Origin of the sequence: Microvirga calopogonii (genome assembly GCF_003347665.1) — a bacterium.
In the GTDB taxonomy this organism is placed as follows: domain Bacteria; phylum Pseudomonadota; class Alphaproteobacteria; order Rhizobiales; family Beijerinckiaceae; genus Microvirga; species Microvirga calopogonii.
The window spans coordinates 24,056-37,186 of record NZ_QDGA01000048.1 but is presented as its reverse complement, the minus strand read 5'-3'; the positions used below and the strand labels follow the sequence as shown (position 1 = coordinate 37,186).

Annotated in this window: 18 protein-coding genes and 1 pseudogene; 10 read left to right on the top strand and 9 right to left on the bottom strand. The window is 60.7% G+C overall.

The genetic code is table 11. The features are described from left to right. The 4 genes and pseudogenes from DDF70_RS24245 to DDF70_RS24230 all read right to left on the bottom strand — a co-directional run. Positions 1-985: pseudogene (locus DDF70_RS24245) on the bottom strand (IS1182 family transposase); the annotation flags it as partial. Between the two features lie 65 nt (positions 986-1,050). Then, a complete protein-coding gene (locus DDF70_RS24240; protein ID WP_114947369.1) occupies positions 1,051-1,356 on the bottom strand; it encodes a hypothetical protein in 306 nt (101 codons plus the stop codon). 489 nt (positions 1,357-1,845) lie between these two features. After that, positions 1,846-2,577 carry a Crp/Fnr family transcriptional regulator gene (locus DDF70_RS24235; protein WP_114947368.1) on the bottom strand — a complete coding sequence of 244 codons (732 nt, stop codon included), beginning with the start codon at positions 2,575-2,577 and terminating at the stop codon, positions 1,846-1,848. Between the two features lie 252 nt (positions 2,578-2,829). Continuing rightward, a complete protein-coding gene (locus tag DDF70_RS24230; protein WP_114947367.1) occupies positions 2,830-3,654 on the bottom strand; it encodes a Crp/Fnr family transcriptional regulator in 825 nt (274 codons plus the stop codon). A gap of 237 nt (positions 3,655-3,891) precedes the next feature. Between DDF70_RS24230 and DDF70_RS24225 the strand changes: the two genes are divergently transcribed. After that, positions 3,892-4,479, top strand: a complete 588-nt coding sequence (locus tag DDF70_RS24225; protein ID WP_114947366.1) for a PRC-barrel domain-containing protein — start codon at positions 3,892-3,894, stop codon at positions 4,477-4,479. 271 nt (positions 4,480-4,750) lie between these two features. Continuing rightward, positions 4,751-4,900 (top strand): hypothetical protein, encoded by a 150-nt coding sequence (locus tag DDF70_RS36870; protein ID WP_162820625.1) that lies wholly within the window; start codon positions 4,751-4,753, stop codon positions 4,898-4,900. 57 nt (positions 4,901-4,957) lie between these two features. Here the strand turns inward: DDF70_RS36870 and DDF70_RS24220 are convergent, their stop codons facing one another. Further along, positions 4,958-5,350, bottom strand: coding sequence for a nuclear transport factor 2 family protein (locus DDF70_RS24220; protein WP_114947365.1), 393 nt, complete (start codon positions 5,348-5,350; stop codon positions 4,958-4,960). Between the two features lie 157 nt (positions 5,351-5,507). On the opposite strand from DDF70_RS24220, the gene DDF70_RS24215 reads away from it, so the two are divergent. Then, the gene (locus DDF70_RS24215; protein WP_114947364.1) at positions 5,508-5,750 is read left to right on the top strand and encodes a hypothetical protein; all 243 of its coding nucleotides are present in this window, start codon (positions 5,508-5,510) and stop codon (positions 5,748-5,750) included. Between the two features lie 305 nt (positions 5,751-6,055). Here the strand turns inward: DDF70_RS24215 and DDF70_RS24210 are convergent, their stop codons facing one another. From DDF70_RS24210 to DDF70_RS24190, 3 genes are all read right to left on the bottom strand, one after another. After that, positions 6,056-6,286 carry a hypothetical protein gene (locus tag DDF70_RS24210; RefSeq protein ID WP_114947363.1) on the bottom strand — a complete coding sequence of 77 codons (231 nt, stop codon included), beginning with the start codon at positions 6,284-6,286 and terminating at the stop codon, positions 6,056-6,058. 4 nt (positions 6,287-6,290) lie between these two features. After that, on the bottom strand, positions 6,291-6,551 hold the full coding sequence (locus DDF70_RS39295) for a PilZ domain-containing protein (RefSeq protein WP_114947362.1): 261 nt from the start codon (positions 6,549-6,551) through the stop codon (positions 6,291-6,293). Positions 6,552-8,101: 1,550 nt separating this feature from the next. Further along, positions 8,102-8,419 carry a hypothetical protein gene (locus DDF70_RS24190; protein WP_245435630.1) on the bottom strand — a complete coding sequence of 106 codons (318 nt, stop codon included), beginning with the start codon at positions 8,417-8,419 and terminating at the stop codon, positions 8,102-8,104. A gap of 34 nt (positions 8,420-8,453) precedes the next feature. Here DDF70_RS24190 and DDF70_RS24185 point away from each other — a divergent pair, with 34 nt between their 5' ends. The 6 genes from DDF70_RS24185 (at position 8,454) to DDF70_RS24160 (ending at position 11,670) form a co-directional block, all read left to right on the top strand. Next, positions 8,454-8,765, top strand: coding sequence for a helix-turn-helix domain-containing protein (locus DDF70_RS24185; protein WP_114947359.1), 312 nt, complete (start codon positions 8,454-8,456; stop codon positions 8,763-8,765). A 170-nt stretch (positions 8,766-8,935) separates the two neighbouring features. Next, the gene (locus DDF70_RS24180) at positions 8,936-9,994 is read left to right on the top strand and encodes a hypothetical protein (RefSeq protein ID WP_114947358.1); all 1,059 of its coding nucleotides are present in this window, start codon (positions 8,936-8,938) and stop codon (positions 9,992-9,994) included. A gap of 122 nt (positions 9,995-10,116) precedes the next feature. Next, on the top strand, positions 10,117-10,338 hold the full coding sequence (locus DDF70_RS24175) for a hypothetical protein (protein ID WP_114947357.1): 222 nt from the start codon (positions 10,117-10,119) through the stop codon (positions 10,336-10,338). A gap of 73 nt (positions 10,339-10,411) precedes the next feature. Next, positions 10,412-10,855 (top strand): hypothetical protein, encoded by a 444-nt coding sequence (locus DDF70_RS24170; RefSeq protein ID WP_114947356.1) that lies wholly within the window; start codon positions 10,412-10,414, stop codon positions 10,853-10,855. Positions 10,856-10,940: 85 nt separating this feature from the next. Further along, on the top strand, positions 10,941-11,312 hold the full coding sequence (locus tag DDF70_RS24165) for a hypothetical protein (protein ID WP_114947355.1): 372 nt from the start codon (positions 10,941-10,943) through the stop codon (positions 11,310-11,312). A gap of 121 nt (positions 11,313-11,433) precedes the next feature. Beyond that, entirely contained in the window at positions 11,434-11,670 is a 237-nt protein-coding gene (locus DDF70_RS24160) for a hypothetical protein (protein ID WP_114947354.1), read from the top strand. A gap of 160 nt (positions 11,671-11,830) precedes the next feature. On the opposite strand, the gene DDF70_RS36865 is transcribed toward DDF70_RS24160, so the two are convergent. After that, positions 11,831-11,971 carry a hypothetical protein gene (locus tag DDF70_RS36865; protein ID WP_162820624.1) on the bottom strand — a complete coding sequence of 47 codons (141 nt, stop codon included), beginning with the start codon at positions 11,969-11,971 and terminating at the stop codon, positions 11,831-11,833. Positions 11,972-12,904: 933 nt separating this feature from the next. Here DDF70_RS36865 and DDF70_RS38245 point away from each other — a divergent pair. Continuing rightward, positions 12,905-13,039: a transposase gene (locus DDF70_RS38245; RefSeq protein ID WP_245435628.1), complete on the top strand. Its 135-nt coding sequence runs from the start codon at positions 12,905-12,907 to the stop codon at positions 13,037-13,039. Positions 13,040-13,131 lie beyond the last annotated feature (92 nt).

The window sequence follows — 13,131 nt, the reverse complement described above, 5'->3', positions numbered from 1 at the left end:
GGTCAGCGTCTTGGGAACATAGGGCAGGACACCGCTGCCCTCGCAGGCCAGCACCTCGTCACCGTTGTAGGAGCCCCGATCCGCCAGCACGGTGAGTTCCTCACACGCCATTCCGTCCCGGGCGTGTTGCCCCATCGCCAGCAGTTGCGTGCGGTCATTGCCGACATTGGTCACCTCGTGCGCCACGATGAGATGATGCTCGGCCTCCACCGCCATCTGGACGTTGTTGCCCACAAGGCCGGTGCCCTTGCCGCTGGTGGCCATCGAGCGGGCGTCCGGATCGGTCAGAGAGATCTGCTGGTCGGGCGCGGCCTCGACCTGCTGGCCCATGTCTTTGAGGGCTTGCATCTGCCGGCGCAGGCCCTTGATCTTCTCCTTGAGCCGGCTGGTGCGGGCCTCGGCCACATCGTTGTCCTGCCGGTCGGCCCGATCCAGAGCTGCCAGGTAGCGGGCAATACTGGCCTCGACCTGCTCGATGCGCTTGGCCACCTTGGCGACGGTAAAGTTGACGGTAAAGTTCTTGTCACGGTTGTTGACCGCCTTGAACTTGGATCCGTCGATGGCCACCACCCGCCCGGGTGAACAGGTTGAGCTGCCGACACAGCACGACAAACTGCGCGCAGGCGGCCCGGATGGCTGGTCCATTGTCGCGGCGGAAGTCAGCGATGGTCTTGAAGTCGGGCCTCAGCCGGCCAGTGAGCCAGATCAGCTCGAGGTTGCGCTGGGTCTCGCGTTCCAGGCGGCGGCTGGAGGGGAGGCGGTTGAGATAGCCGTAGATGTAGATCTTGAGCAGGGTGGCGGGATGGGATGATGGGCGGCCCGTCACCTCCGGCACCACGCCGGCAAAGCCCAGGGCCGCGAGGTCCAACTCGTCGATGAAGGCCTCAACAATCCGAACCGGATTGTCTTCGCTCACATAGTCATCCAGGCAGTCAGGAAGCAGGGTCGCCTGCCGACGATCCTCACCCTCAACGAAACGCTTCATCGCGACCTCCGCCGACCACGATCAGCTTAGCAGATCAAAGCGTTTCCACACAGGCTGGCCCCAGGCTAGACGTTGCCTCGCCTGAGGAAGACGACGTTGTCGCTGGTCTCAATCACCTTCTGGAGTTGCGCCAACTCCATGAACGCGTGGGCGCGGTAGAGCCGCCACATCGGGCTGACCACCTCTTGGAATGGTACGTCCGGGCTGGAGGTCCACCAGTCATCCCACTCCTGAGCGGTAAAGTCGTCACCGTAGGTGTGCGTTACAATCAGATCCGGATCGAAGCCATCGTCGACGCAGAGAGCCTTCGCCCTAGCCCTGATCTGGCTGTCCATGATGCCGGAGGTTACCTGGGTCCGGGCGTACAACATGATCAATCCGCCATCGGCTTGGATGCGGGGAGAGGTTGGCTGCGCTGCTCCATGCAGCGGGTTAGCTCCTGGATGATCCAGCGTCTGGCCTGGCGTTTTGAGGATCGTGTCATGGTGACCTCCTGCGCTGTCACCAGCATCGCTCGAAACAGCCCGTCATTCCGTGACCGGGGCCACACATGGCTCGTGAAAGAGCGATCACGGTCATTGCTGCGGTGAGCGGTTCAGAGGAAAGGTTTTCCTTTGGTCCTCACCAACTTGGCGAGCAACCTTCCGGCGGCCCTTTGCAAAATTGAGGAGATCTTCGAGATCCAGTAGTGAACAAGTTAACATCGAGTTCACCCCGACGGGCGCGATCTGCACGGTCGTCACGCCGCTCACTGAGCCGAAGGACATGGCCGACCCAGCCCAGCCCGCTGCTGTATCGCTCCCCTGATCTGACGACGGAATGGTCGGTGACTGTCGCCTGTCTCGGCTTCCAGCCTCCACTCACGTGGGCTGGGACGGGCGCTGTAGGATCTGCTCGAAGCGCTGGCGCATGATGCCGTAGCAGCCGCAGACCGCCCGCTCGAGGGCAGGGCGGTCCATGACCGTGATCACGCCGCGGCCCTGCTCGATGAGGCCGGCGTTCTGCAGGGAGCCGGTGATCAGGCTGACGGTGGAGCGCTGTACTCCAAGCATCCGGGATAGATGCTCATGCGTGAGCGGCAGGGTATCCCGTTCGGTCTGATCGTGCAGGGTCAAGAGCCAGCGGCAGCAGCGGACCTCGACACTGTGGACAGTGTTGCAGGCCATCGACTGCAACGCTTGCGCCATCAGCGCCTCAATGAACCGCAGACAGAGCTCCCGCACCGCTGGTCGAGTCTCCAGCATGCGCCGCAGGATCTGTGTCTCAATGCGCGAGGCGGTGCCACTGACCTGAACTGTATAGCGCCCCAGGGAGCGGGAGGTCGCCAGTGCACTCGTGAGGCCGAAGAGAGCCTCGCGCCCGAACACCGCCACCTCAACGGTCTTGCCATCACTAAGGATGGTGATGAGCGACACCACCGCATCCTGCGGAAAGTAGGCATACGGCATGCTATCGCCGGTCTCGTAGACGACTGTGCCCTTCGACAGCGTCACCGTCTCGAGATGCGGCTCGAGCGCAGCAAAGTCCTCAGGCTCCAGCTTCGCCAGCAGCTGGTTAGTGCGGTGCTCTGATCGCCTCGGTGACTTGGCCATGCTCAGTCCCTTGCCTCTGGATGGGGACGATCTCGCAATCAGCCACATAGATCAGGGGCAGCCCCAGCCAATGGAACGCCTCGATCATTCCCTTGATCAGCCATTCCAGGGCGTCAGGTTAGACGAGGCGCGGCGGCACAGAGAAAGCCCGAGAGATAAGGCCTGTCCCAGCCTCGAAAGCTGCCCTTCCGTCAATAAGAGCACCCGCGGTCAGCCAAGAGAGGCGTCTTCGCCAAGCTTCGCCTTATAGGTTCAGCGGCGCGGCTTGGATGCGGCGGCTGCCGGCGAAACAGCGTGTGAAGATTGGCTGTCGCTGCGATCCGCCTCTGCATAGGTGCCCGGCAGCAGCTTCTCGAAGCGGTAGCGGATCTTGCGGTAGCACTCGCAGGCCCCCCGTTCGAGACCGGTACGATCCACCACTGCGATGCCGCCGCGGTACTGCTCGATCAGCCCCGCGATCTGCAGGCCACGCAGGACCGCACTGACCGTGGAGCGCTGCACGCCGAGCATCTCGGCTAGGAACTCATGGGTGAGGGGCAGAGTATCCCCGTCCTGGCGGTCGTGGGTGCTCAGGATCCAGCGGCAGCACCGCGCCTCGACCGGATGCAGGGCATTGCAGGCCACGGTGTGATACGCCTGGGCCAGCAGGGCCTCGTTGTAGGCGAGCACCTGCCGTTGCAGCTTGGGGCTCGCCTGAATGGCCGCATGCATCGTGTCGAGCGGAACCCGCGAGACGCTACCGGGGATCTGCACCACGTAACGCCCGAACGCCTCCCGGCTGACAAAGGCGCTCAGCAGGCCCAACAGCCCCTCGCGCCCAAACAGGGCCACCTCGGCCAGCCGGCCATCCTCCATGACATCGACCAGGGACACGATGGCATCATGCGGAAAGCAGGTGAAGCGGATCGGGTCACCAGGCTCGTACAGCACGGTGCCGCGCGGCAGGATCATGTTCTCCAGATCCGGTTCCAGAACGGCGAAATCCTCAGCCTCCAGCGCGGCGAGGAACCGGTTGGCCCGGTGATCCAGCGGCGGTCCCGGAGCTAAAGAAGCGTTACGGTGTCTTTCTGACGGCATGATCCTCTCACGGACAAGAGCCATCATCCAATCTGGCATGCATAACGCGCTCGCAGGCGGTTGGTTGGGCCAGTTAAGAACTAGAAAGGATTAGGTCGGGATCGGGCCGCCTACTGGCGTCCGTCATTCGCCTATTCTGGTCCTCGGAACCGGACCTGAACGACCAGTCTTTGCGTTTTCACATGGATCATGAGTGAATGCACAGAGGTTGCCGATCCCGGTGAGAGGGAGAGGCTCATGAGACGAACCACGTACTACGTGTTTCACTCGGCCAGTGCGTCTGATCTGCGCGGCATCACGGGCGATCAGGATGCGGTGGGACTCCCGGCGACGGATGGCCCTTGGACCCTGGAGCGGCAGATTGCCCCCGATGAGCCCTGGCCCCTGAACGTCAACGAAGCTGTCATGGAGTTCGGGGTGCTGGAGAACGGCTTCTATCTCTCGGGGCCGCTTCCCCGGCACGCCTCGTCCAAGCCCGTCATTGAAAGGGACTGTGTCGAGGGCACTGCGGTCTACGATACCCAGGGGCAGCGGATCGGCACCATCAAGCGGCTATTGATCGAGAAGGTGAGCGGCCGGGTTATTTACGTCGACGCGACGTTCGGGGGCTTCCTTGGTATCGGAATCCATCATCACACCGTCTCCTGGGACAAGCTCACCTACGACACCGGGCTTCACGGCTATCGCACCGACATCATCGAAGTGCAGGTCCGGAGTGCTCCGGCATTCAGCGAAGATGGCCAAGCTTGGCCGGACAGGGAGCGCGAGCAGGAGCTGTGGGATTACTGGCGCGATCTTCCGAGAGGGCCGGGAGGACCAGTCTAACCCTCGATCGGACCTTTCGGGGCCGTGTCTGGTGGTCACGGGATCCGCCATGCGCCTGACGCACGCCGACTAAGGTCACGGTCGGACAGGAGCTAGCATCTGACCTCAGCTGGGGATCACAGCATGGCCGCCCCACAGATGGGAAACCCTGTGGAGAGGACGACTGACGATGTGAGACAATGACAGCTACCGAAGTGTGCCCAGTGATGGAGCTCCCCATGGATCGTTATACCTCCTGCCGCCGAGAGGTGACCGACGCCGAGCTGGCCGAATGGCTCATCAAGAGGCCAAGAGTGGTTGGAAGCCTGTGGCCATCCACCCGATCCACCTTTCCGAGAACGAGCGCGACAAAAGCTTGTTCTTCGTGGTCATGCACCTGGAGCCAGGAGCAACCGCCGACGACACCGACTACTCGGGCTGACAGGAGGCTCCTGGAGCCGTCCGGGTGTTCAGGGCCGCCATCAAGCTGGTCGGCCGCTCAACGGTCTGGAACGGGTTCCGAGCCATAGAACAGGCGCCAGCGCCATGTTCCGGCCCTGCGCTCCAGCACCCCAGCCAGCCGATAAGGCGAGCGATGCTCGGATGCATCGCGGCTGATCACGACATGGCCCTCGGCGTATAGCCACGCGACGTCGCCGACGGAGGACACGTCGCGCGTTCTCCACTCCCATGCGATCGCGACGGGCATGTCGAACAGCCTCTGGACGAGCTTCTCGATCTCCTCCGGTCCGGTGGCCACCTCGCCCAGCTCCGAGCCGATGAGCCGGGTATCAGGGGCATCCGCGAACTCGGACAGGAGCGCCATATCTCGGGAGGCGACCATGGCCTCAAAGTGGTCCAGTACACGAAGGATCTCCTCTCGGTCCGCCATGTCGCGTCCCTCCTTGGAAGAGCCGCAAGACTAACCCAGCGGGAAGCGGCAAGACTAACCCAGCGGGAAGCGGGATGTCGACGGAGCCTTGAGGAGGGGGCCTTCTGCCCCACATCCAGATAGTGCCGCGATACGCCATATCCCAGGGGAGGGCACGATGGACACGCTCGTCAACTTCATCGGGGGTCTTGCGCGCCTGCTGTGGTGGCGTGCCCAAGGCGCGGCGATCGACGCCGCCGCGAGGCACCTCCAGGAAGCGGCTGAGAAAGGGCCAGGAGACTGGCAGGCCGCCTTGGACGAAAGGCTGCGCGAGAGCCCGATCGTCGATCCATTGACGAATGTCCGGCTTCCTGGCCGCAAAGATCCCGAAGGACGCAATGGGTGGACCTCCAGGGAATGAGCTGCAAGCAGAGCGGCAAGAGGGGCTAACCCCGATGGCTTTGTAGCATCAACCTGTCAATACACCGAATTTGGGTGCTGCTGATAAAAGCAGAGGCTCGACAGATTGCGTCTCCCGAACTTGTGAATCCGCATCGTTGCTGCCCCCCAGAGCCGACTGGCATTAAGTGCACGACATTGTTAGCGAATTCATAGTGCCGACGGGGTCACGATCGGCGCCGATCGTGACCCCGTCGAATTTCCATTTTGTGCTGCTAAACCAAGGTGTTGCGCTTCCCTCGCGAGGGGTCAGACTTCGGTGCCGTTTCACATTTCTGGGGCGCCACCGCACTTGCCGCCGTGCTTCTCGCGGACAGTGACTGTTGCGGTCGTCTTGGTGGCCTCATCCACCACCAGGGACGAGCAGGCCAGCTCCGCTCGTGAAAGAAGGCGGTGCTGGGTGATGATGCGGAATGCCTTCTGCATGATGGCGTCTTCCTCGGCTGCGAAGGCGGCAAGAGGAATGAGACAGACCAGGGCAGAGACGAGCGCTTTCATTTGGCTACTCTGTAAATCGCACTCCGTAATGGACCCCATCGGTCCAGACCAGGCGAACCCTGGCCAAAGCTTGTGCATCGGGGATCGCCAGTTCAAACTCAAGAGGCACGTCGGCCGAAGGCGGAATGACAAGCCGTACCCCGGCCGCTGACAGATCCGAAACTCTACATGCCGTGGGTGTTCCGGTGGCCTCGCTGGCGAACCACCCTTCTAGGCTCGTGGGGAGGCGTTCTGTGGATCGACGCTCAGGCAAGGCAGGCCGCATACACGATATCCTCCGTAGACGAGCCTACTCTCCTACGAAGGCAAGCTGGAGTGAGGATGTCCTCTCGACCCGAGGGGAGGACTGGGCAAGCTAACCGAAGCCAACAAGCCCAGAGCGAGGCAGAGCGTGAGAAGAAGAAGGGCAGCGCGTATGTCCATGCGTGCCATCTAGGGCATCTCGCCATGAGAAAACCCCGCCCGGGGTAGAGCCGAACGGGGCTTCCTGCTGCCTTAACCTGAGACGCAACCCAGGCTGGGTTCTGTATAGCAGCGCGGGGTTAATAGCCCGTTGTTGACTCACGCGTCGGATTATCCGGAGGCATCAGACAGACTACTGACGGCGCTTGTTCTCTGGCAGAGCGTCCATCACATCTGCAAATGCCCCGAGATCCATATTTGCTACCGCTAGGATCCTTGAGAGCGTCTCAGTTGACGGCCATCGCATGTGGCCATCGGCGCTGACTCGCTTTGAGCGATGAAGTGTTGCCTCATCCAAGCCAGCCCTTTTCGCCAGAGCGGAAACCGAGAGCCCCTGAGCTTCGGCAATTGCGTCAATGGCAGCCCAAATCTGCGAGTGGGTGAACATTCTACGTTTGGTGCAGGCGAGTAAAAAGAAACCCCACTCAGGTAGGAGTAGGGCTCCGAGGGACAGGCGGACTTTGCATGATGCGGGCCAAGAGCGAAATAACCATTGTTATCTAACGAGTTCCTTTATGCATCACCTCTGTGCAGCCTCAGGGTATCGAGGATGAGCGAGAGGCCATACCTCCAATCCTGCTCAGTCTTCGTCAGGGTAGCCGGAGGCTCGGGGCACATCGACTTTTATCGCTCATCTGTTGCCTCCGATGCGTGCGAACGGATCGGAGTTGCTCCCACGCCTCCTGCCACTCCTGCCCCATGGCCAAGAGGACTGCATCACCCCCGGCGCTGCTGTCGTGGTCAAGGCAGGGAATACACTCAGGGCTGCGAGGGAGCCGCCCAGGACCGTGCGGCGGGACAGGTTGGGTTGCTTGTTCTTCATGGTGGAAATCCAGTGCTGTGACGCTGTCCTGGGGTAGCCGTGAGGATTTCGCGGAGACGTCAGACGGCCCTGAAAGGGCGTCCCGGCGTGGCCATGGCGAGCAATCACCAAGGGAGATGCCAAGGCTTGCTTCCAGTTCGTCCGTCAGTGTCTTCAGTCGGTTCAGGGAGTGCTCCACATGGCCCAGGTGCTCCTTAATGATGGCGAGGCGGATTTCTCGCTCGCGACGGACATTCCAGCCACGAGGACGGCGAGGGGCGGGGGCTACTTGGGCTACTTGGCGCCATCAACGGCCACAAGACGGAGGTGAGAGGTGCGCATGGACGTGTCTCCTTACGAGATGCTGATGAGGAGGCAGGCGAGGTAGAGAAGGCCGGTGCCGGCTGTGATGCGGGCAGCCAGCGAGAGGGTGTGCAGCGTCGTTGCCATTCCAGGGGACTCCGGTGGCTGGGCAGGGATGGGAATAGGGAGGAATTACGCGTAGCTACGAGAGCGGCGGGGCTTGTGCTTGCTTGGTCATAGTGCCCTCCTCAGTGAGCGGCAAAGGCGCGCTGGGCCTTGGCGCTGCGCCAGATGTTCTTGAGAGCGAAGCCCACGAGTTGGGACCAGGGCATCTTGGATCCCTTGGCCTTCTGCGCACGGGCGGAGGCGATGGCCGTCTTCATGATGGCCGAGCGGTCATAGGAACCAGCCACAGCGAAGGGGGCGGCAGCGGCTTCCCTGGCCAAGCGATCCAGGCGGGCAATCTCAAGGGAGCGGGCAGCGAGGAAGCCCGGGGCAGCCGGAGCGCGGTCGTTGCGCAGGTCGCGCATTGCGGAGGTCCGATCAATCTTCCGGTGGATGGCCATCTGTGTTGCTCCAATTTGATATTTGTGATATTAAATGAGTAGACAGAAATTATTCAATATCTTTAGCATCAAATTTAACCATACATATCATTTGGGGGTTTGGGTGAACCTGACGAGCGAACACCTCCGAGCAGCCCGGGCGCTGTTACGGTGGGAACAGACAGAGCTGGCGAATAAGTCTGGAGTATCGAAGCCAACCGTTGCCCGACTTGAGGCCAAACCCGGCGTAATCTCTGCTCATGGCCCGACCATTGCCGCTCTCAGATCCGCTCTCGAGCACGCCGGGATAGAGTTCCTGAATGACGGCAGGCCAGGCGTCCGCCTCACACCGAGAGGCGAGGTCTAGTCCATGGATTTTGATGATGATGCACCCGAAACCCAGCCGAAAGGCGAAGGCTCGAAGGGCAACTTCTTTGCCGTCGACTGGAGATGCGTTGAGGACGCGACCCGATACGGGACGGCATCAATGCGGCCGTTGCCTACATCGCCTTGGCCAGGTTCACCGCACGGAACCAGATGACCACCCTCGCGGGGATGACGGCCATTCACGAGAGGACGGGCCTCTCCCGGGGCAGGGCCGACGCCGCATTGAAGACGCTGGAGAGGGCGGGTCTCATCACGCTACCCACCACAGGGAAGAAGGGGATCCGCCGATCCCTCATGCGGTGGAGTCTGCTACAGGCGGTGCGATCGAAACTGACGCCGAAACAGAGCAAGGTTCTGGAACGCGTTCTGTCCAAGAAGAAGCCAATCCTCTCCGGTTCCGATCCGGACTACCAGACCACTTATTCCCTCATCGCCAAGGGCGTCATCGAGGCAACCGATGCAGCCCCGGGGAAGCCGCGGTTCCGGCCGGCACAGCCTGAGTGGGGGTGGCTGCCCCACACCCTCGTTGATGGCTTCGGCCAAGGAGACACCCCGCTTGCTCGTCTGCGGCAGATTCAGGACAAACGAGCCATTCCGCTCCTCATGGACTGCTACCGCCTTGCCAACCTTGCCGAGGATGGCAGCCTCCCGTGGCAGTTCGTCCGCCAGAAGTTCAAGCGGAAGGAAATCTACACTCGGGGACATTTCACCGTCTGGGGCTTTGTCTCGGATGGATCGACGGGCACGTGGGAGCCGCTCTTCACCAGGTTCCGGGGTGAGGATCAAGATGCGGCAAGCGCGGACCTGTGGCGGATCTTCGGAGCCCTTCGGGGTGCCGGCCTTGTCGAGTACGTCGGCCATATCGTCGAGGGCCTGAATGAAGGCGCCCAAGCTCTCCATGCCTATGCTCTCCCCAACACGGGCGAAGAGATTGAGAGGGCGGTGGCGATGGCAGCCGATAGGGTCGGACGAGCGATGATTTCGGACGCTAAGTATGAGGCGGCCAAGACGGAGCTGGGAGCATATCCATGGCTGTGCCCTGTCCGCTCCCACGTCACCAACGTCGAACTGGTCGGCATCGTGCGTCCAGTTCATCGCCCCCACACGCGAATGACGGCAGCCTGGAGCCGAAATTTCTTGAGCCAGTGCGCCGAACATACGGCCCTTTTTGAGTCCTTGAGGGAAAACGCCCTCAAATCAGCGGCTTAAGTTGCAACATCAAAGATGTATCAATGATTGCTCAAAGATGGATCAAAGAAAGTCAGATATTCCGCTCCGCTGCGCGGAGCGGGCGCGAACGCCCTTTTTGAGCAGGGAAGAGGAGGGAGGTCATGACCCCGATTGAGCACTACTGGCCACCGGAAATGCTGGCAGCGGTCTTCCCTGAAAAGTACGGGCACCTCGTCATGAAGGCGCCGGCACAGGAAGAGCCGCTCTCCTCCTCGAGGTACACCGTCGACCACCTCCCAGGCGGATGCGGGGTCATTGGGATGCCGGGAGGGCAGGCGGCATGGAGGGCAGCGCACAAGGACAAGACGTCGAGCAAGGGGTAAACCCACCCCTTAACCCCTTCACATCAACCCGCCCTTCCTTGGTTCGAGAGAAGGCACAAAGGCTACTGTTCATATGGCAAATAACCTAGGCAAGTGGGGCAAGCAGGCTCCTCAGGCTATACGAGAAAACGAAGAGAGGGAGGACGCTCTGGAGGCGTATTTCCTCGAACATGTTCCAGGTCTCAAGGAGCACCATGCCGCCAGGGACGAGGCTTTCCGGCAGATTGAGGATGAGGCGCAGACACGTCATCCAGATCCAACACCGGAAGATATAGCCGCGGCCTCAGCCGCGGAGGCTGCCTTGCCTTCTCGGAAGAGAACCGAGATTCAGCTCCGTCGAAGCTTCTCGCCTCTAGCGGCCCACCTTCCAATTGAGGCCAAGCACAGCAGGAAACGCTTCATTCAGAGAGGGCAGCGGGCCTGGGACAAAGCTAATCCCGAGCCCCTGACACGGGAGCTGCAAAAAGCCCTCACCACAGAATTCATGAAGACCCATGCCGGCATTGACCGCTCGTAACCCCGCTACACCACACCCTGCCATTGCTTGCGCAGGCAGGGATGCGGTTCTGTGTGAATCCTTATCCGAACCTGGAGAAGCCTCTGTGAGTGATGACGTGAAGACCGCTGTCCAATCTTGGATTGCCGAAAACCAGATGCAAGCCGTCCAAGACTACGTGAGCCGTGGCCGACGTCTCGAACACTCACCAGAGGAAGCGCTGGCAGCAGCATGGATTGTCCTGATGCGCGCCTGGGCGAAAGCGCCTGGTATGGGGCATGAGCCTCGAAGGATAGACATTGAGGCCGAGTATTCCCTCCGGGGCTTAAAGCCTCCCTATGAACTTGTCGGGGCCGAGATGGAAGCAATTACCCGAGCAACGGCTGGCGCCCTCGAGGATCTGGACAAAATTAACCGGGATCGGCTCAACAGCGAGATACTCGACCTCCGGTCAAGCGAGAAGTCACGGACGAATTAAAGCACTCAGCTTCATCCCATATGGCGGGCAGTGACGGGAATGGTGGCCGTATCGGGTTATTTATAGTTTTCGCCCTATCTGGAGAATGGGGCAGCCTCTGAGCTCCACGAGGAGTTCATTCATGCGCGCTTTGACAATTGCCATCACCCTTGGCTTGTTGGCTATTTCTCAGGTAACCCACGCCAAAGAGGAGAGAAAGCCCTCGCGGCAGACACCGACTGCATCGACATCTAAGGCCGACACAGCCGAGGGAACGGATGCTGTCGCCAAAGCAGCCCGCGAAAGGGACGAGGCACGGCAACGTGCTTGGGATCAGAAGACGAAAAACATCACACGGGGGATCTGCTCCGGATGCTGACCCTTAGGTCCTATCCGGACTATTTCGGTCCGCTTCACCACACCCTGCCTACCGCTGACGCGGGCGGGGATGAGGTTACGCTATCCCACCTTCAGAACGTCGTCTCCTGGCAGCTCCGATGCCTCAGACAGCGCCTTCAGGCGCCGCTGTCATGTTCAAGTCAAGTCGCCTTCTTATGACGAGGATCGTACCGCACAAGTTCGCCTGTCAGCTTCTTGCCTCCGCTGATGAGCCTCTTGGCCTTCTCGCGCAGTTTGTTCTTTTTCGCGTTGGAGCGATGCTTCTCACTGCCTTTGCCCATTGCTTGCCTCCTCGGATCTTGAAGTGTCATTGAAACGACACCTCGCAGGTGCGGTTCCAATCTTCAGGCCCTGATCAGATGTCTTGTTCTGGGCACGAAGCACCAGGGGCGAGGACGGGCGCCTGCTCGTCGCTCCGGAATGCGCCTCGTTTGAGGAGGCGGAGGGGCAGATCAATTCTCTGCAAGATGAACTGAACGAGATCCAGGAGAGAGCCCGTCGAGCGTTCCAGGTGGCATAAGGCGCGGCATCAATCCCTAGCGTTTGCTTCAGTTGAGTGCTGGTCTTCATCATGGGCAGGCGCGGACGTGGCGAAACTGGTAGACGCAAGGGACTTAAAATCCCTCGGGCTTGCCCGTACGGGTGTGAATCAGCATCGTTGCTGCCCCTCAGAGCCGACTGGCATTAAGTGCACGACATTGTTAGCGAATTCATAGTGCCGACGGGGTCACGATCGGCGCCGATCGTGACCCCGTCGAATTTCCATTTTGTGCTGCTAAACCAAGGCGTAGCGCTTCCCTCGCGAGGGGGTTAACCTTCGGTGCCGCTTCACACCAGATGCTGGCATTCTACAATGCTTCGTGAAGACGAATAATCCTTCAACCTCAATCAGTTGTGGGTTGTTTAGGGCCGACGAAGTATGCCCGTAATCAGCAACTGTCGCTCGCCGAGCAGTTCGAGCGGCTCGCTGCATGATCGCGTAACGAAGACCTACGATTCCCTCGTCCCTACTCCGGATTTGCGACCCTATCCTCCTTCATCCATCACGACCGACAAACTGGCGTCGTATCCCAAGGCAATCCTGCGCCTGCAGAACGAAGGCTTCTGCCGAACAATGTGGTACACCACACCTCGAAATATCTGAATAACATCCTTGAGGCGGATCATGGCGCGCTCAAGCGCGTGATCCGGCCGACGCGCGTGGCCTTCAGAGAATGAAGACAGCCTCCGCCACAATTGGAGGTTTCGAGGTTCTGCGCATGATCCGCCGCGGTCACTGCGTCCTCAGCCATCCGAGCGTGACAAGCGAAATCCGTCTCGTCAACCAGTTCTTCGGCCTTGCCGCCTGAGAGCTCCATTCAGCGGGGTCGTTGTGCCCTTTTCAAGTTAATGCAACGGAGCCCCGGAGCTCGGCGGAGGCGTAGACAGAACTAAGTTACTG